The organism is Glycomyces terrestris (genome assembly GCF_003933745.1).
In the GTDB taxonomy this organism is placed as follows: Bacteria; Actinomycetota; Actinomycetes; order Mycobacteriales; family Micromonosporaceae; genus Glycomyces; species Glycomyces terrestris.
In genome coordinates this window covers 301,726-319,129 of record NZ_RSEB01000003.1, presented here as the reverse complement: position 1 = coordinate 319,129, position 17,404 = coordinate 301,726, and the positions used below count along the sequence as shown (strand labels likewise).

At 72.0% G+C, this 17,404-nt stretch carries 17 protein-coding genes, 2 pseudogenes and 1 riboswitch; of the genes and pseudogenes, 9 read left to right on the top strand and 10 right to left on the bottom strand.

All coding sequences use genetic code 11. The features are described from left to right. Positions 1-48: 48 nt before the first annotated feature. Positions 49-534, top strand: coding sequence for a cupin domain-containing protein (locus EIW28_RS11370; protein WP_125247829.1), 486 nt, complete (start codon positions 49-51; stop codon positions 532-534). A 50-nt stretch (positions 535-584) separates the two neighbouring features. Here EIW28_RS11370 and sucD read toward each other — a convergent pair whose 3' ends face one another. From sucD to EIW28_RS11345, 5 genes are all read right to left on the bottom strand, one after another. After that, positions 585-1,472 (bottom strand): succinate--CoA ligase subunit alpha, encoded by an 888-nt coding sequence (sucD, locus tag EIW28_RS11365; protein WP_125247828.1) that lies wholly within the window; start codon positions 1,470-1,472, stop codon positions 585-587. A 3-nt stretch (positions 1,473-1,475) separates the two neighbouring features. Further along, positions 1,476-2,654, bottom strand: coding sequence for an ADP-forming succinate--CoA ligase subunit beta (gene sucC, locus EIW28_RS11360; protein ID WP_125247827.1), 1,179 nt, complete (start codon positions 2,652-2,654; stop codon positions 1,476-1,478). 612 nt (positions 2,655-3,266) lie between these two features. Beyond that, positions 3,267-3,698 carry a cobalamin B12-binding domain-containing protein gene (locus tag EIW28_RS11355; protein WP_125247826.1) on the bottom strand — a complete coding sequence of 144 codons (432 nt, stop codon included), beginning with the start codon at positions 3,696-3,698 and terminating at the stop codon, positions 3,267-3,269. Between the two features lie 113 nt (positions 3,699-3,811). Continuing rightward, positions 3,812-4,846: a hypothetical protein gene (locus EIW28_RS24185; protein ID WP_158630370.1), complete on the bottom strand. Its 1,035-nt coding sequence runs from the start codon at positions 4,844-4,846 to the stop codon at positions 3,812-3,814. 170 nt (positions 4,847-5,016) lie between these two features. Beyond that, complete coding sequence (locus EIW28_RS11345) at positions 5,017-5,403, bottom strand: MarR family winged helix-turn-helix transcriptional regulator (protein ID WP_125247825.1); 387 nt, start codon at positions 5,401-5,403, stop codon at positions 5,017-5,019. 86 nt (positions 5,404-5,489) lie between these two features. On the opposite strand from EIW28_RS11345, the gene EIW28_RS11340 reads away from it, so the two are divergent. Beyond that, positions 5,490-6,938 (top strand): MFS transporter, encoded by a 1,449-nt coding sequence (locus EIW28_RS11340; RefSeq protein ID WP_125247824.1) that lies wholly within the window; start codon positions 5,490-5,492, stop codon positions 6,936-6,938. A 77-nt stretch (positions 6,939-7,015) separates the two neighbouring features. Here EIW28_RS11340 and EIW28_RS11335 read toward each other — a convergent pair whose 3' ends face one another. After that, positions 7,016-7,729, bottom strand: coding sequence for an ABC transporter ATP-binding protein (locus tag EIW28_RS11335; RefSeq protein ID WP_125247823.1), 714 nt, complete (start codon positions 7,727-7,729; stop codon positions 7,016-7,018). A gap of 449 nt (positions 7,730-8,178) precedes the next feature. On the opposite strand from EIW28_RS11335, the gene EIW28_RS11330 reads away from it, so the two are divergent. Next, a complete protein-coding gene (locus EIW28_RS11330; protein ID WP_125247822.1) occupies positions 8,179-9,486 on the top strand; it encodes a sensor histidine kinase in 1,308 nt (435 codons plus the stop codon). Continuing rightward, complete coding sequence (locus EIW28_RS11325) at positions 9,474-10,121, top strand: response regulator transcription factor (protein ID WP_125247821.1); 648 nt, start codon at positions 9,474-9,476, stop codon at positions 10,119-10,121. The genes EIW28_RS11330 and EIW28_RS11325 overlap by 13 nt, the downstream gene beginning before the upstream one ends. A gap of 69 nt (positions 10,122-10,190) precedes the next feature. On the opposite strand, the gene EIW28_RS11320 is transcribed toward EIW28_RS11325, so the two are convergent. Then, positions 10,191-10,631: a thermonuclease family protein gene (locus tag EIW28_RS11320; protein WP_125247820.1), complete on the bottom strand. Its 441-nt coding sequence runs from the start codon at positions 10,629-10,631 to the stop codon at positions 10,191-10,193. A 116-nt stretch (positions 10,632-10,747) separates the two neighbouring features. Between EIW28_RS11320 and EIW28_RS11315 the strand changes: the two genes are divergently transcribed. The 5 genes and pseudogenes from EIW28_RS11315 to EIW28_RS11295 all read left to right on the top strand — a co-directional run bounded on the left by EIW28_RS11315 (position 10,748) and on the right by EIW28_RS11295 (position 15,451). Continuing rightward, positions 10,748-12,097: a cell division protein PerM gene (locus EIW28_RS11315; protein WP_125247819.1), complete on the top strand. Its 1,350-nt coding sequence runs from the start codon at positions 10,748-10,750 to the stop codon at positions 12,095-12,097. Further along, positions 12,085-12,699 (top strand): phosphoribosylglycinamide formyltransferase, encoded by a 615-nt coding sequence (purN, locus tag EIW28_RS11310; RefSeq protein ID WP_197717208.1) that lies wholly within the window; start codon positions 12,085-12,087, stop codon positions 12,697-12,699. Before EIW28_RS11315 ends, purN begins: the two co-directional genes overlap by 13 nt. A gap of 9 nt (positions 12,700-12,708) precedes the next feature. Next, positions 12,709-13,197 (top strand): annotated as a pseudogene (locus tag EIW28_RS11305) (VanZ family protein); the annotation flags it as partial. Positions 13,198-13,275: 78 nt separating this feature from the next. Beyond that, a riboswitch (ZMP/ZTP riboswitch) is annotated at positions 13,276-13,440 on the top strand. Between the two features lie 26 nt (positions 13,441-13,466). After that, positions 13,467-15,008: a bifunctional phosphoribosylaminoimidazolecarboxamide formyltransferase/IMP cyclohydrolase gene (purH, locus tag EIW28_RS11300; protein WP_125247817.1), complete on the top strand. Its 1,542-nt coding sequence runs from the start codon at positions 13,467-13,469 to the stop codon at positions 15,006-15,008. A 95-nt stretch (positions 15,009-15,103) separates the two neighbouring features. Then, positions 15,104-15,451, top strand: coding sequence for a TFIIB-type zinc ribbon-containing protein (locus EIW28_RS11295; protein WP_232013936.1), 348 nt, complete (start codon positions 15,104-15,106; stop codon positions 15,449-15,451). Positions 15,452-15,502: 51 nt separating this feature from the next. Here the strand turns inward: EIW28_RS11295 and EIW28_RS11290 are convergent, their stop codons facing one another. From EIW28_RS11290 to trpS, 3 genes and pseudogenes are all read right to left on the bottom strand, one after another. Next, on the bottom strand, positions 15,503-15,718 hold the full coding sequence (locus EIW28_RS11290; protein WP_125247816.1) for a hypothetical protein: 216 nt from the start codon (positions 15,716-15,718) through the stop codon (positions 15,503-15,505). Positions 15,719-15,821: 103 nt separating this feature from the next. Then, positions 15,822-16,340, bottom strand: a pseudogene (locus EIW28_RS11285) (2'-5' RNA ligase family protein); the annotation flags it as partial. Next, positions 16,340-17,356 (bottom strand): tryptophan--tRNA ligase, encoded by a 1,017-nt coding sequence (trpS, locus tag EIW28_RS11280; RefSeq protein ID WP_125247815.1) that lies wholly within the window; start codon positions 17,354-17,356, stop codon positions 16,340-16,342. The gene trpS and the pseudogene EIW28_RS11285, both read right to left, overlap by 1 nt. Positions 17,357-17,404: the final 48 nt, after the last annotated feature.

The window sequence follows — 17,404 nt, the reverse complement described above, 5'->3', positions numbered from 1 at the left end:
GGTCGTCTGCACTGCGAACCCCGCGGCGCATGAGAGAGAGTGAGCGACATGTCCTACCCCGAACCCCGCTACTTCGGCGACGGCGAGATGAGCGCGTCCTTCCGGGCGGCCTCGGCCCCGCCCGACCTGCGGTTCCCGAACGGCGGCTCCGCCGGCTACCTGGCGACCGGCGCGACCACGAACGGCCAGTTCGGGCTGTACCAGTGGAACATGAGCGGGGCCCGCTCCGGGCCGGACCCGCACTTCCACCGCACCATCTCCGAGTCCTTCTACATCCTGTCGGGGACGATCCGGATCTTCAACGGCGCCAAGTGGGTCGACCACGAGCCGGGCGACTTCGTGCACGTCCCCGAGGGCGGCGTCCACGGCTTCCGCAACGAGTCCGGCGAGCCCGCCTCGATGCTGCTCATGTTCCACCCGGGCGCGCCTCGCGAGGAGTACTTCGAGGGCCTGCTCACCCTCGGCGAGCTCGACGACGAGGAGCGCAAGGCGTTCTTCGCCCGGCACGACAACTTCTGGATCGAGGAGGCGTAGACGGCGACGGGGCCGGGCGCTGCCGCCCGGCCCCGTTCCGCTCGTTCGCGCTAGAGGTTCTCGATGACCTCGCGCATGAGGCGGGCGGTCTCGCTCGGGGTCTTCCCGACCTTGACGCCGGCGGCCTCGAGGGCCGCCTGCTTCGACTCGGCGGTGCCGGCCGAGCCCGAGATGATGGCGCCGGCGTGGCCCATCGTCTTGCCCTCGGGCGCGGTGAAGCCCGCGATGTAGCCGACGACCGGCTTCGTCACGTGGTTCTTGATGTACTCGGCCGCGCGCTCCTCGGCGTCGCCGCCGATCTCGCCGATCATGACGATCGCCTTGGTCTCCGGGTCCTCCTCGAACGCCTTGAGGCAGTCGATGTGGGTGGTCCCGATGACCGGGTCGCCGCCGATGCCGACGGAGGTCGAGAAGCCGATGTCGCGCAGCTCGTACATGAGCTGGTAGGTCAGCGTGCCCGACTTGGAGACGAGGCCGATGGGGCCGGCGCCGGTGATGTCGGCGGGGGTGATGCCGGCGTTCGACTTGCCGGGGGAGGCGATGCCGGGGCAGTTCGGGCCCACGATGCGGGTCTTGTTGCCCTTGGACTCGGCGTGGTTCCAGAACGCCACCGAGTCGTGCACCGGGATGCCCTCGGTGATGACGATGACGAGCTCGATCTCGGCGTCGATCGCCTCGACCACGGCGGCCTTGGAGAAGGCCGGGGGCACGAACACGACGGAGGTGTTCGCGCCGGTCTCGGCCATGGCCTCCTGCACGGAGGCGAACACCGGGAGGCTGACGCCGTCGACGTCGACCTTGGTGCCGGCCTTGCGCGGGTTCACGCCGCCGACGATCTCGGTGCCGGCCTTGAGCATGCGGCGGGTGTGCTTCATGCCCTCGGAGCCGGTCATGCCCTGGACGATGACCTTGCTGTTCTCGTTGAGGAAGATAGCCATTGCCTAGGCCCCCTTGTTCGCGAGCTCGGCGGCCTTGTCGGCTGCGGCGTCCATGGTCTCGACCACGGTGATGAGCGGGTGGTTCGCGTCGGCGAGGATCTGGCGTCCGGCCTCGGCGTTGTTGCCGTCGATGCGGGCGACGAGCGGCTTGGTGACGTCCTCGCCGCGGTCGGCGAGCGTCTGGAGGGCGCCGAGGATGCCGCGGGCGACCTCGTCGCAGGCGGTGATGCCGCCGAAGATGTTCACGAACACGGACTTGACCTGCGGGTCCGACAGGACCACTTCGAGGCCGTTCGCCATGACCGCGGCGGAGGCGCCGCCGCCGATGTCGAGGAAGTTCGCGGGCTTGACGCCGCCGTGGTTGTCCCCGGCGTACGACACGACGTCGAGGGTGGACATGACGAGGCCGGCGCCGTTGCCGATGATGCCGACGGAGCCGTCGAGCTTCACGTAGTTGAGGCCGGAGTCCTTGGCGCGCTGCTCGAGCGGGTCGACGGCGGCCTTGTCCTCGAACTCGGCGTTCTCGGGGTGGCGGAAGTCCGCGTTCTCGTCGAGGGTGACCTTCGCGTCGAGCGCGAGGACCCTGCCCTCGGGCGTGCGGACGAGCGGGTTGACCTCGACGAGGGTGGCGTCCTCGGCGACGAAGGCGCCCCAGAGCTTGACGAACACGTCCACGAGCTGGTCGCGGAGGTCCTCGGGGAAGCCGGCCTTGGTCACGATGCCGTCGGCGATCTCCGGGGTGACGCCGACGCCGGCGTCGATCGGGAGCTTCACGACCTTCTCGGGGGCGGTGTGGGCGACCTCTTCGATCTCCATGCCGCCCGCGGTCGACGCGATGCACAGGAAGGTGCGGTTCGCGCGGTCGAGCAGGTACGAGAAGTAGTACTCCTCGTCGATGTCGGCGGTCACGGTGAGCATGACCTTCTCGACGGTGTGGCCCTTGATGTCCATGCCGAGGATGTTGGTCGCGTGGGTGTTCACCTCGTCGACGGTGTCGGCGAGCTTGACGCCGCCGGCCTTCCCGCGTCCGCCGACCTTCACCTGCGCTTTGACGACCACCCGGTCGCCGAGGCGCTCAGCGAGCTCCACGGCCTCCTGTGTGGTGGTGGCGACGCCGCCGTCCAGAACCGGCACTCCGTGCCGGGCGAACAGTGCGCGGCCCTGGTATTCGTACAGATCCACTGTAGAGTCCGCTCCACTAGCTAGTCTTCTTTGACCGGACGGCCTGGCGCCTCCCCGCCCGGGCCCGGTGCGGGCCGCGGCCTCGGCGAACCGGGTCCGGTCAGGCGGAGGAGAGTGTCAGGTGCCCGTTATCGCAGGGTAACCCCGCGCGAGGCGCCGGGCCGGGCGGCGGGCGGCAGGTGTGACGAGGTCGAGGATTTCACGGTCACATGCGGGGGACGGTGAGGCGGAGCGGCCCGGCGGGGCCGCGGCGGGGAGTCCGCGGGGGAAAGAGGCGGGGACCGGACGCACCCCTCAGGCGTCCGGTCCCCTCAGCGGGAACCAAGCCCACCCCTCAAAGGCTTGATTCCCTTAGGCACGATGCCCTATCGCCACCCCTCAATCGACAGGGCATCGGCAGCTTGTGGCACAGCTCAATAACCCGGCGCTTGCGGAAGTGAACCCCCGATGAAGCGGCTGCGTTATCGTCCGGCGGCCTTTCGGCCGACTGCTGATGCGTCTTCGGCGGCTTCGCTTCCGCGTCTGACACTTATAAGAACGAGGGCCGCGGGGGCCGGTTACGGTCTCCCCAAAGAATTTTTTGCGGCGGACGTTTCCGCTGGCAGCGGCCGTTCACACGGCCGCGCGGCTGCCCTGATCGGGTGAGGGCACATGGCCGCGGACCCATTCGGCGATCGCCTGCGTGGAAGCGCCGGGGCCGAATATCTGCGCCACTCCGGCTTCGCGCAACTGCGCGGCGTCCTCGTCGGGAATGATGCCGCCGCCGAATACGACGATGTCGCGGGCGTCGTGCTCGTCGAGCAGTTTCAGCACTCGCGGGAACAGCGTCATGTGGGCGCCGGAGAGGATGCTCAGGCCGATCGCGTCGGCGTCCTCGGCGAGGGCGGTGGCGACGACCTGCTCGGGGGAGTTGTGGAGGCCGGTGTAGACGACCTCCATGCCCGCGTCCCGCAGCGCGCGCGCCACGACCTTCGCTCCGCGGTCGTGGCCGTCGAGCCCGACCTTCGCCACCACCACGCGTATCGGCGCGCCGGATGCAGACATGGGTGTACCTCCTCGTACGGAGGCCGCGGCGCCTGCGTCGCTCGTGGCGATCGTCGGCGCCGCGGCCAGTTCATACGAGTGAGCTTAGTCGCGACCGTTGCGGGTTGGAAGTCCTACTGGCCGTAGCCCTGCGGCGGCTGCTGGCCCGGCTGCCCGTACCCGGGCGGGGGCGGCGGGTAGCCGCCGGGCTGCTGCGGCTGGCCCGGGTGGGCCTGCGGCTGGCCGTAGCCCTGCTGGGGCTGCTGCTGGTACGCGCCGGGCTGCTGGCCGTAGCCGGGCGGCGGGTAGCCGCCGGGGACCGCGGCCTGCGGGCCCTTGATGTACGCCTTCGCCTGCTCGTCCTTGAGGTAGATGAGGCTCGCGTAGCCGAGCGCGCCGGCCATGACCAGGCTCTGGAGCAGCAGGATCGCGCCGAGGCCGCCGAACAGCGCGAACGCGCCGAACGAGGTGAGCACCGACAGGATCGAGAAGCCGGCGCCGATCATGACCAGGATGATGCCGGTCAGGCGCAGGCCGGCGGAGGTGATCTTCCCCTGCGGCAGGGCCCAGCCGTACCAGCCCCAGGCGGCGGCGAACAGGATGCCGAACACGGCGCTGCCCACGTAGAAGCCGCCGAAGGTGGCGAAGACGACGATGTTGCCGAGGAGGCTCACGCCCGCGGCGATGAGCACCATCAGGCCGATGCGCTTGATGCCCTCGGGCGCGGCGCCGGCGGGGCCGGTGGCCTGGGGCTGCGGGAAGCCCGCCTGCGGCGGGGGCGGCGGGTAGCCGCCGGGCTGCTGCGGCTGGCCGTACGGCTGCTGGCCGGTCTGCGGGAGCTGGCCGGACCCGAGCGGGCCGGGCGGCGGGGGCGGCGGCGTGCCCGCGGGCTGGAAGCCGGTCTGCGAGCCGCCGGACTGCGGCATGACGGTGGTCTCGGCGTACGGCGCGCCCGGCGGGTCGGCCGGGCCGGTCGGGTTCCCGAGCGGGGAGGGCGGCGGAGGAGGGGTGCCCTGCGGGGCGTCGCTGCGCGAGATCTTCATGGTGCGGTCGAGGCCGGACTCGTCCCCCGCGGGGGCCGGGGGCGGCGTCGGGGCGCCGGCGCCGGGCTTCAGCTTGAAGGTGCCGCCGTCCTCGTCGTCGGGTCGGTCGTTCTCTGGGGGAGTCATGACATCCACTCTCCATGCCGGATCGGTTGTGACTGCTCTCCACCTCACCTTACCGACCGTCACGGCAGAGCGGGGTATGCCGTCCGAAACCGCCCAGGTGCGCATGCGCCCCAACGGCTTCCGCCACCCGACCCGGTGGGCGGCAACCGCTTGGCGCGCGACCGCCCGCGCTAGGCGAAATGCCGGACCAGCACGGCCCGGTACGTCGGCGCCGCGGCCTCGTAGCGCTCCCGCCCGGCCGGGGTGAGCATGAGGAAGTTCGCCCGGCGGTCGAAGTCGCAGGTGGCGCGGGTGACCAGGCCGTCCTTCTCGAGGCGCGTGACGGTGCGCGAGAGGGCGCTCTGGCTGAGGTACATCTCGGCCTCGAGCTCCTTCATCTTCGCCTTGCCGCCGGCGCCCTTGCAGCTGCGCGACAGGATCTTGAGCACCTCGAACTCGCTCAGGCCCAGGTCGTGCCCGTCCTGGAGCTCGTTCTCGAGCTCGCACGATGTGTTGTGGTACACGCGGAGTGTTTCAGACCACTTCGCGCACACGTCTTCGCCTACGACAGCCTCCATGACCAGGAGATTACCATGTCAAGACATTTAATGTCCACGCATTTGATGTGTTGACATCCAATGCACGTGCATGTAAGTTCGTCTGCATGACGATCACCGACACGAATCCGCAGGCCACCACCACTTCGAAGCCTGTCGATCCCCCCTCACACACCCCGAGCCGCTGGGGGCCAAAGCTCTGGGCCGTCCTCTTCGTGGCCGGCCTCGCGATGTTCCTCGACGCCCTCGACGTCTCCATGGTCGGCGTCGCGCTCCCGTCGATCGGCGCCGAACTCGGCCTCGAGACCGCCTCGCTCCAGTGGATCGTCAACGGCTACATCCTCGGCTACGGCGGCCTCCTCCTCCTCGGCGGACGCATGTCCGACCTGCTCGGGCGCCGCCAGGTCTTCCTGACCGCGCTCGTCGTCTTCGGCGTCGCCTCCCTCGTCGGCGGCCTCGTCGAACACGAGGGCCTGCTCATCGCCTCCCGCATCGTCAAGGGCGTCGCCGCCGCCTTCACCGCCCCGGCCGCCCTGTCGATCATCACCACCACCTTCAAGGAAGGCCACGACCGCAACAAGGCCCTGTCGATCTTCACGGTCTTCGGCGCCACCGGGTACGCCTCCGGCCTCATCGCCTCCGGCCTGCTCACCAGCGTCGACTGGCGCCTGACGTTCTACGCGCCTGTCGTCGTGGTCGCCGCCGTCCTCATCGCCGCGTTCTTCGTGGTGCCCAAGAACGGCGAGCGCGAGAAGGGCCACATCGACTTCCTCGGCTCCGCGACCCTCACCGGCGGCATGCTCGCCGCGGTCTACACCATCGTCACGGTCCCCGAGACCGGCTTCACGCCGGTCGTCACCGCCACCACCGCGGCCGCGGTCGTCCTCCTCGGCGCGTTCTTCGTCATCGAGAACAAGGTCGCCCACCCGCTGGTGCGCCTGAGCATCTTCAAGGTCAAGTCGATCGTCCGCGCCAACCTGGCCGCGCTCGCGATCTTCGGCTCCTACATCAGCTTCCAGACGATCGTGTCCCTGTACCTCCAGAACACGCTCCAGTGGGAGCCGATCCAGATGGCGCTCGCGCTGGCCCCGGCCGGCATCATCGTCGCCATCCTCTCGCCGATCGCCGGCAAGTTCATCGACCGCTACGGCACCAAGTCGATGATCATCGCCTCCATGGCCGCGTTCGTCCTCGGCTACCTCTGGTTCATCCTGCGCGGCGGCTCGGCCCAGCCGAACTACTTCGCGGACTACCTGCCCGCGTTCCTGCTGCTCGGCCTCGGCTTCGCGATCGGCTTCTCGTCGGTCATGGTCCAGGCCACCGAGGGCATCGCCGACGACGAGCAGGGCCTGGCCTCCGGCCTGGTCCAGACCTCCGGCCAGATCGGCGGCGCGGTCGTCCTCGCGGTCGTCACCGGCCTGATCTCCGGCGGCGCCGCCACCTCGATCGCCCAGTACCGCCCCGGCCTCTACCTCGTGACCGTCGTCGCCGCCGTCGGCCTCCTCGCCAGCGCCACCGCGCTGCTGGGGCGCCGCGCCGCCGTCGAGGCCGCCTGACCCGCACACACCCGCAAGGACACCCGCACGACAGGGCCCGCCGTCCCCCGGACGGCGGGCCCTGCCGCGTCCCCGGTTCAGACCGCGGTCAGGACCGGCCGCAGCCGGCCCCCTTCGAGGGCGAACGTCGCGTGCGCGCGGGAGGCCGCGGCCGGGTCGCCCGTGGCCATGAGCAGGCCGGGCGCCCACTCGTCGACGAGCGCGCGCATGAGGTCGAGGACTTCGGCGGCCTCGTCCGCGTCGAGCGCCCCGGTCGGCTCGTCGGCCACGACCAGGTCGGGCCGGGACGCGAACGCCCGCGCTACCGCGGCCCGCTGCTGGTGCACCGCCGCGAGGTCGCCGGGACGGCGCCGGAGGAACCGCGCGACGCCGGTGCGCTCGGCGAGGTGCCGCAGCCAGTCGCGGTCCTCCGCGGCGCCGGCGAGGCGCAGCGGCATCGCCAGGTTCTCCTCCACCGTGAGCGACGGCAGCAGGTTGTACGACTGGAACACGAAGCCGATCCGGCCCTGCCGGAGCAGGGTCCGCTTGGCCTCGCCGAGCCCGGTCACGCGCCGGTCGGCGATGCGGACCTCGCCGCCGGTGGGGTCGTCGAGCGCGGCCGCGCAGTGCACGAGCGTGGACTTGCCGGAGCCCGGCGCGCCCATGACGGCGATGAACGCGCCGCCGGGGACGTCGAGGCTGACGCGGTCGAGGACGGTGTGCGCCCCGTCGTACGTCTTGGTGACCTCCCGCAGCGCGAGCGCCGGTGCGAGGGCCACGGGTCTGGGGGGTGCGGCGAGGATGACGGTCATCGGGTGTGCCTCCGGGTTTCCTGTATGACTGCACGCTATGGCGATTCGCGTCCCGTTCCAATGAGGTCAGCTGCCGGGTCCGGGGTGGGGACAGCCTGAGTCGGGCGGGTACAGCCAGCGGTAGTACCCGGTTCGGGGCCCGGGTACAGCTGGCTGTAGCGACGCGGCCGCCCCGCGCGGGTACGTTTCCAAGCGGAGCTTGGCAGAGGTACAGGCAAGCGGAGCTTGGTGGAGGTATGGCCGAGCGGAGCTCGGTGGAGGTATGGCCGAGCGAGCTTGGCTGCGGTACGGGCAAGCGAAGCTTGGTGGAGGTATGGCCAAGCGGAAGCTCGGCAGAGGTTTGGCCGAGCGATGCCCGAGCAGCGAAAACGGCCGGGCGGACGCCCGGCGCACCGCCGGGCGGGAGGCTCGGCGCGAACGGTTCGGCCGAGCGGATTTGGAGGGACGGCATGGCCGCAGGCAGGCGCGGGCGCGTGCGAGCGTGGTTCGACGCCCAGCTGCGCCCCGACGGCGACGGGCGCGGGCTCGGCCCGGTGCTCATGGCGTCGCTGCGCGCCTCCGGGTACGGCGCGGTCGGCGCCGGCTTCGGCATCCTCGCGCTCTACACGATCCCGGTCGTCGCCTTCGCCGGCCTCCTCGCGCTCCTGGGCGCCGGCCGGTTCCTCGTGCACCCCGTCATGCAGTGGGTCCGCATCCTCGCCGGGCTCGAGCGCCGCCGCCTCCAGCGCCTCGGCCACGAGGTCGAGACCCCGTACGCCGGCCCCGACGCCGAACCGCCCCGCACGCTGAAGGAGCTGCGCGCCGACCCGACCGCGCGCCGCGACCTCGCGTGGGTCTTCCTCCACGGCACCTTCGGCCTCATCCTCGGCGCCGTCCTCATCAACATGCCGTTCGTGGCGGTCCGCGACGTCACGTACCCGATCTGGTGGGCGTTCGCGCCCGACTCGGAGCGGCAGATCCTCTCCGGGCTCCTCGACGCCGACTCCCCGACCTCCGCGGCCCTCGGCTTCGCCACCGGCATCGCCGTCTTCGCCCTCTGGCTCCTGTTCGGGCCCAAGCTCCTCGAACTCCAGTCCCGGCCCGGCCTCCATTTCCTCGGCCCCGACCCCGAGATCGACCTGTCCGAGCGCGTCGCCCGCCTGACCGCGACCCGCGCGGCCGCCCTCGACGCGCACGCCGTCGAGCTGCGCCGCATCGAACGGGCGCTCCACGACGGCGCCCAGAACCGGATCGTGGCCGTCGCCGTCCTCGTCGGCGCCGCCAAGCGCGAGGTCCCGCGCGACCCCGACCGCGCCGTCGAGATCCTTGGCCGCGCCCAGGACACCGTCGAGGACGCGCTCGCCGAACTGCGCGCCGTCGTCCGCTCGATCCTCCCGCCCGTCCTGGAGGACCGCGGGCTCGCCGGGGCGCTGAACGCGCTCGCCTCCGACTGCGCCGTGCCGTGCACCGTGGACGTGGACGTCCCCGGCCGGTGCCCGGCGAGCGTCGAGGCCACCGCCTACTTCGTCGTCGCCGAGTCGCTCACCAACGTGGCCAAGCACTCCCGCGCGAAGGGCGCGTCGGTCGAGGTGCGGCGGCGGGGGAATACGCTCACCGTGACCGTCGCCGACGACGGCCGCGGCGGCGCGGACGCCGCCGCCGGCTCCGGCCTCGCGGGCATCACGCGCCGCGTCGAGGCCCTCGACGGGACGACGACCGTCGCCAGCCCGCCCGGCGGGCCGACCGAGATCAGAGTGGAGCTGCCGTGCGGATCGTGATCGCCGAGGACGACACCCTCCTGCGGGAGGGCCTCAACCTGGTGCTGCAAGGGGAGGGCTTCGAAGTCGTGGCCTCCGTGGGCGACCCGGCCGCGTTCCTCGCCGCCGTCGAGGAGCACCGCCCCGACGTCGCCGTCGTCGACGTGCGCATGCCGCCCACCCACACCGACGAGGGCATCAAGGCCGCCGTCGCGGCCCGCCGCGCCCACCCGGGCCTCGCGGTCCTCGTCCTCTCCGCGTACGTGGAGCAGTCGTTCGCGACCGACCTCCTCGCCGACGGCGCCCGCAGCGTCGGCTACCTGCTCAAGGAGCGCGTCGGCCGCGTCGACGCGTTCGTGGAGGCCCTCCACCGCGTCGCCGGCGGCGGCACCGCGATCGACCCCGAGGTGGTCGCGCAGCTGTTCGCGCAGCGCCGCGCCGACGACCCCGTCGAGCGGCTGACGCCCCGCGAGAAGGAGGTCCTGTCGGTCATGGCCGAGGGCCTGGGCAACGGTGCGATCGCGCAGCGGCTGTTCATCACCGAGAACGCCGTCCACAAGCACATCCGGAACATCTTCCTCAAGTTCGGGCTCACCCCGGACGACCGCCTCGACCGCCGCGTCGCCGCCGTCCTCCACTACCTCGAGCGCGCCTGAGCGCCGCGGGCGCGTCCGACGAGCCCGGAGCGCTCGACCGCGCTCCGGCCCGCTGCGGACCGGCGCCCGCTACCCGTCCTCCTTGAGCGACTTCCACATCCCGCGCCGCTCGGCCTTCGCGAGGCGCTCGGCCTTGCGCAGCGTGTCGCCGATCGTCAGCTCCTGGTGGCGCATGATGTACGTGTGCGCCATGCCCTCGGCCACGGCGAGCACCGCGTAGTTCATGCCGTTCTCCATGACCACGTGCGCGAGCAGCCGGTCGTACTGGTCGTACATCGGGTCGCCCGGGTCGGTGAACAGCGTGACCGTGCGGCCTTCGAGCCTGGTCTTGGCGTAGACCTTCGCCTCGGCGCCCCAGTCCTCCTCGTCGCGGAACCCGCCCGACTCGGGGGAGTTGATGCCCATGATCCGCACCCGGATCTTCTCGCCGTCGACGTAGGCGCGGAACGTGTCCCCGTCCACGACCTCCTCGACGTCCACCGTGGCGTAGAAGTCGCCCGGACCCTCCATGCGCTGCCTCCTCCGGGCCCGGCCCCGGCGGCCGGACGTCCCGGACCCATCCTCGCATTCGCCCGCCCGTCATGGGAACCGTGCTCGCCGTGCCCCCTTGTGACAGACTGGGCGGCGTGGAGCGACGACCGAACCGACGCCCTGGCAGAGCAGGGTCCGCGCAGCGCGACACCGTGCGCCTCGACCACTCCACGCCGCGCCAGCGCGAGTCCGACCGCGAGACCGAGGTCCTCGACCCCGGGCCCCGGGCCCGCCCCAAGCGCCCGCGCGCGCTCCTCGCCTCCGCGCTCGCGACCACGATCTGGTGCGCCACAACGGTGTTCACGCCGATCCTGGTGTGCGTCATCCTCGGCTGGTGGCAGGCCGGCGCGCAGGGGCCGGTGTCCGTGGTCGCCGCCGCGGCCGGCACCGCGTGGCTCGCCGGGCACGGCGTCCCGGTCGACATCGGACCGCTCCACCTGAGCGTCGCCCCGCTCGCGCTCACCGTGCTCATCGCCTGGCGCCTCGCGAAGGCCGCCGCCGGGACCACGCGCGCGATCGGCGGGCGGGACGCCGCCGCCGTCCGGGCCGCCGCCGGGCTGGTCACGATCCTCTACACCGGACTCGTCGCCGCGGCGGTCGCGCTCTGCTCCCGCGGGCCGTTCGACGCCGACATGCTCCCCGCGCTCCTGCACGCCGTCCCGCTCGTCGCCGCCTCGGCCGCGTACGGCTCGGCCCGCGAGGCCGGGGTCCTGCCGTGGGCCACCGCGTCGGTGTGGCTGCGCCGCGGCCTGCGCACCGGGTTCATCACCGCGGGCGCGCTGCTCGCGTTCGGGGCCGCCGCCACGGGCGCCGCGTTCGCCGTGCGCGGGCCCGTCGTCGCCGACACGCTGGCCCTGTACGGGAACGCGTCGTGGATCGTGGCGCTGCTCAGCCTCCTGTTCCTGCCGAACCTCGCCGTGTGGGCGGCCGCGTACCTCGCCGGCCCCGGGTTCGCCGTCGGCTCCGGCACGGCCGTGCAGACCGAGCTGGTCGAGCTCGGGCCGCTCCCGGCGTTCCCGGTGTTCGCGGCCGTCCCGAACGTGCCCCTCCCGGACTACGCGACGGTCCTGGTCGGCCTGCCGCTCATGCTCGCGGCCGTGTTCGGCGTGGTCCTCACGTACCGGTCCCCGGACCAGCGGCTTCCGCGCGTCACCACCGCGGCGGTCCTCGCCGCCGCCACCGCGGCCCTGACGCTCGGGCTCCTGGCCTACCTCTCGGGCGGCGCCGCCGGGCGGGACCTCCTCGCCGACCTCGGCCCCGACCCGCTCGCGGTCGCCGGGGTCTCCGGCGTGCAGTTCCTCATCGGCCTCGTCGGGGCCGCGCTCATCGCGCGGCTGTTCGCCGTCCACCGCCGCGCCGCCGAGGCCGAGCTGGTGCGCAGAGACACGGTGGTCATCCCCGAACCGGCGCCGAGCCGGGACGACGCGTTACCGTGTCACCCGTGACCGCCAAACTCGTCGTGCTCGTGTCGGGCTCCGGCTCGAACCTCCAGGCCCTCCTCGACGCCTGCGCCGACCCCGCCTACGGGGCCGAGGTCGTCGCCGTCGGCGCCGACCGCGACGGCACGTACGGCGCCGAGCGCGCCGCGAAGGCCGGCGTCCCGACCTTCGTGCACAAGGTCAAGGACTACGCGACCCGCGACGAGTGGGACGCGGCCCTGACCGCCGAGGTCGCCTCCTACGAGCCCGACCTCGTCGTCTCCGCCGGGTTCCTCAAGCTGTGCGGGCCGCGCTTCCTCGACGCGTTCCCGGGCCGCTACGTCAACACGCACAACTCGCTGCTGCCGGCGTTCCCGGGCATGAACGGGCCCGGCGAGGCCCTCGCCGCTGGCGTCAAGATCGCGGGCGCGACCCTGTTCATCTGCGACTCCGGCGTCGACACCGGCCCGATCGTGGCCCAGTGCGCCGTCCCGGTCGAGGACGACGACACCGTCGAGACCCTGACCGAGCGCATCAAGGAGGCCGAGCGGGCCCAGCTCGTCGAGTCGGTCGGCCGCATGGTCCGCGACGGCTGGAAGGTCGAGGGCCGCCGGGTCGTCCTCGGCTAGCATCGCCGCATGCAGGCACCCCTCGCCGTCAACGCCCTCGAGGCGACCACCCTCGCCGTCGCGTTCGCGCTGCTGCCCTTGGCGTTCGGCGTCGCGTGGGCGCTCGCGGCCCGGCGCGTGCGCCGCGGCCGCCCCCGCCGCGAAGCCTGGCTCCACTCGCTCGCCGAGGTCGGCGCGGTCGCTGGCTCGGTCCCGCTCCTGTTCCTCGGCCTCACCTCGCGGGAGGGCCCGAACGCGGTCCAGCTGGTCCCGTTCGTCGACCTCGCCGACCTGGCCGGGGCCTCCCCGCGCACCGTCGTCGAGCAGCTGGCGGGGAACCTGCTCGTGTTCGCCGCCGCCGGGTTCTTCCTCCCGGTGCGGCTGCGCATCGGGCTCGGCGCGGTCGCGCTCGGGGCCGCCGCGGCCGCCGTCGCGCTCGAAGCGCTCCAGTTCGCGTTCCTGACCGGCCGGGTCGTGTCCGTCGACGACGCGCTCATGAACGCGGTCGGCGCGGTCCTGGCGGCCCTCGCTTCCCGGCCGTGGTGGCGACGCTCACGCGCGGTCGCCGGGCCGGAGCCCGGTCCGGCCGTGTTAGGCTCGGCCGGTCGCGACTGGCGAGTGACGTCCTTTCGAGGCTTCCCGTGGCACGGACCGGGCAGCTCGTTGTTGAGGGGGAGCCTTCAGAGGACGCCACGGGTGGAGTACCACCAGGGAGCGGCACTGCTGAACCTGTTACTGCGGTCGAACGCCTGGGCCGCAGTCATCATTCGATCAGGAGCAGTGCATTCATGTCCGAGCGCAAGCTCATCAAGCGGGCCCTCATCTCGGTCTTCGAAAAGACCGGTGTCGTCGACCTCGCCCGCGACCTCCACGCCGCCGGCGTCGAGCTCGTCTCCACCGGGTCCACCGCGGCCCGCATCGCCGAGGCCGGCGTCCCCGTCACCAAGGTCGAGGACCTGACCGGGTTCCCCGAGATCCTCGACGACCGCGTCAAGACCCTGCACCCGAAGGTCCACGCCGGGATGCTCGCCGACGTCCGCCGCGAGTCCCACCGCGCGCAGCTCGCCGAGCTCGGCATCGAGGCGTTCGACCTCCTCGTGAGCAACCTGTACCCGTTCCAGCAGACCATCGCCGCCGGCGCGGGCTTCGACGACGTCGTCGAGAAGATCGACGTCGGCGGGCCCTCGATGGTCCGCGGCGCCGCGAAGAACCACGCGAACGTCGCGGTCGTCGTCGACCCGGCCGACTACTCGTGGATCCGCGACGCCGCCAAGGAGGGCACCACCGCCGAGCAGCGGCTCCGCTTGGCCGCCAAGGCGTTCGCGCACCTCGCGACCTACGACTCGGCCGTCGCGACCTGGCTCGCCGAGCAGGCCGGGGAGGGCCTCGGCGACTTCCTCGCCCTGCCCGCCGCGAAGCTCGCGGACCTGCGCTACGGCGAGAACCCGCACCAGGACGCGGCCGTGTACGCCGTCCCGGGCGCGCCCGGCCTCGCGCAGGCCGAGCAGCTCCACGGCAAGGCCATGAGCTTCAACAACTACACCGACGCCGACGCCGCCTGGCGCGCCGCGCACGACTTCGACGCGCCCGCCGTCGCGATCATCAAGCACGCCAACCCGTGCGGGATCGCCACCGGCGCCACGATCGCCGAGGCCCACCGCAAGGCCCACGCCTGCGACCCGCTGAGCGCCTTCGGCGGCGTCATCGCCGCGAACGCCGAGGTCGACGCCGAGGCCGCCGCGCAGATCGCCGAGATCTTCACCGAGGTCGTCGTCGCCCCCTTGTTCACCGACGAGGCGGTCGCGATCCTGTCCGCGAAGAAGAACCTGCGGCTCCTGCGCGCCCCCGCGTGGACCCCGGCCGGCATCGAGCTCAAGCCGATTTCCGGCGGCGTGCTCGCCCAGCGGCCCGACCGCGTCGACGCCGACGGCGACTCGCCCGCGAACTGGACCCTCGCCACCGGCGAGCCCGCCGACGCGGCCACCCTCGCCGACCTCGAGTTCGCCTGGCGCGCCGTGCGCTCGGTGAAGTCGAACGCGATCCTCCTCGCCTCCGGCGGCGCCTCCGTGGGCGTCGGCATGGGCCAGGTCAACCGCGTGGACTCCGCGAAGCTCGCGGTGGAGCGCGCCGGCGCCGAGCGTGCCGCCGGGTCCGTCGCGTCCTCCGACGCGTTCTTCCCCTTCCCCGACGGCCTCCAGATCCTCATCGACGCCGGCGTCAAGGCCGTCGTCCAGCCGGGCGGTTCCGTCCGCGACGAGGAAGTGATCGCCGCCGCCAAGGAAGCGGGCGTCACGATGTATCTGACCGGAACGCGCCACTTCACCCATTAACGGGCCGCTGACGGGCGCTCTAGCTGTGAGAACTCACAGCCGGGGCGCCCGCTTCCGGTTGGGCATGTATGGCCGATCCACGATATGTTGTTGTCATGATGCAGATGCTCTGTCCGAAATGTCAGAATCCGATGCACCAGTACGAGCGCAACGGCGTCGTTGTCGAGCAGTGCTCCGAATGCAAGGGCATTTTCCTCGACCGCGGTGAACTCGAGCACCTGATGAACTTCGAGGCCAAGTTCCACGCCGGCCCGCCCGCCGCGGCCGCCCCGGTCGGCCCGCCCCCGCGCGAGCCGCGCTATGACGACCGGCGCCACGACGACCGCCGCTACGACGACCGGCGCCGCGACGACCACTACGACGACCGCCGCCACCACGGCGACGACTACCACTACAAGAAGAAGAAGCGCAAGAGCGTCTTCGAGGACCTCTTCGACTTCTAGGCCGACTGCCGGCGGCCACCGCGCAACGAGCCGCCGGGCATCGCCCGGCGGCTAAAGTCGTTCGCTGCGCTCGGCCCGCGCGAGCTCGGCGCGATAGCTCGGATCGTCGGCGAGCTTCGGGTCCGCCTTCGCCCGCTCGATGAGCAGGTCGCGATAGCCGTAGCACACCGCGTATCGGACCGCCTCCGTCTTCGTGCGGCCTTCCGCCATAAGCCAGTTCAGCGCCCGTTCCGACCCGGCATCGAGGCGCACCTTGAGTCTGCCCATGCCGCAAGCGTATTGCAGCGTGTAACCGACTGCTTCCCGCGCCGAGGGGGAAGACCGCGCGCGGGGTCCACGGGATCGGGGCGCCCGCCAGGGTCTCGAACGTCCACGCGCCCGGCGTCGGGTGCGTGTAGAGCGTGAACGACTCGACGCGGAACTTCGCCTCGAACTTCGCGAGCGACGCGAAGGCGCGGTCGAGCGCCTCGGTGCTCACGTTGTGGGCGATCGTGATGTGCGGGTGGTACGGGAAGGTGCGCTCGCGCGCGGCCGGGCCGCGGCGGATCGCCGACTCCAGCTGCTCGCAGACGGCGATGCCGTCGACCACCGCCACGAACACCACCTCGGTCACCGGCCGGAACGAGCCGGTGCCGCGCAGGTGCAGGTCGAACGGCGGGCAGGCCGCGGCCACCGAGCCCAGGTGCTCCCCGAACGCCGGCAGCGCGGACCGCGGCATCTCGGTGGGCCCCAGCAGGGTCAGGTGCGCGGGCACGATCCCGCCGAGCGGGTCGCCGGAGGCGATCCGGGCCCGGTCGAGGAGGTCGCCCCAGGGCGCGGGCACCGGGATGGCGACGCCCACGGTCACGGTCGGCGGCTTCCCGGCGGGTCCCGCCGCGCCCGCATCCACTAAAGGGCCACCGGCGGGAAGAAGCCGATCTTCTTGTACGCCTTCGCGAGCGTGCGCGCCGCGACGTGCCGCGCCTTCTCCGCCCCCTTCGCCAGGACCCGGTCGAGCTCGGCCTTGTCGGCCAGGTACTCCTTGGTGCGGGCGGCGATCGGGCCGAGCGAGTCGGCGACGACCTCCGCCAGGTCGCCCTTGAAGTCCCCGTAGCCGCGCCCGGCGTACTCCGCCTCGAGCTTCTCCAGGGTCGTGTTCCCCAGGGCCGCGTAGATGTTCATCAGGTTCGATACGCCCGGCTTGGCCTCGGGGTCGTAGCGGACCTCGGCGTCGGAGTCGGTGACGGCGCTCTTGATCTTCTTGCGCATCTGGTTCGGCTCGTCGAGCAGGTACAGGCACCCGCGCGGGCTGGCCGAGGACTTCGACATCTTCTTCGCGGGCTCGGCGAGGTCCTTGATCGTCGCGGTCTCCTTGACGATGAACGCGTCGGGGACCGTGAACGTCTGCCCGTACGCGGTGTTGAACCGGATCGCGAGGTCGCGGGTGAGCTCGAGGTGCTGGCGCTGGTCCTCGCCGACCGGGACCTGGTCGGTCTGGTACAGCAGGATGTCGGCGGCCTGGAGGATCGGGTAGGTGAACAGCCCGACCGTTGTGCGTTCTTGTTTGGCGGACTTGTCCTTGAACTGGGTCATGCGGCTGGCCTCGCCGAAGCCGGTCTCGGCGCCCATGATCCAGGCGAGCATCGGGTGCTCGGGGACCTGGGACTGCACGAACAGCGCGGACCGCTCGGGGTCGACGCCGAGGGCCATGAGCTGCGCGGCGCTCACCCGCGAGCGCTCGTGCAATACCTTCGGCTCGTGATCGACGGTGATCGCGTGGAGGTCGACGACCATGTAGAAGGCGTCCGCGGTGTCCTGGAGGGCCACCCACTGCCGCAGCGCGCCCAGGTAGTTCCCGAGGTGGAACGAGTCCGAGGTGGGCTGGATCCCGGAGAGGACGCGGGGCTTGCGGTCGGCAGTGGTCATGGACCGATTCTGACATCCGGGCCGAGAGAGCGACCACCGGGTATTGCG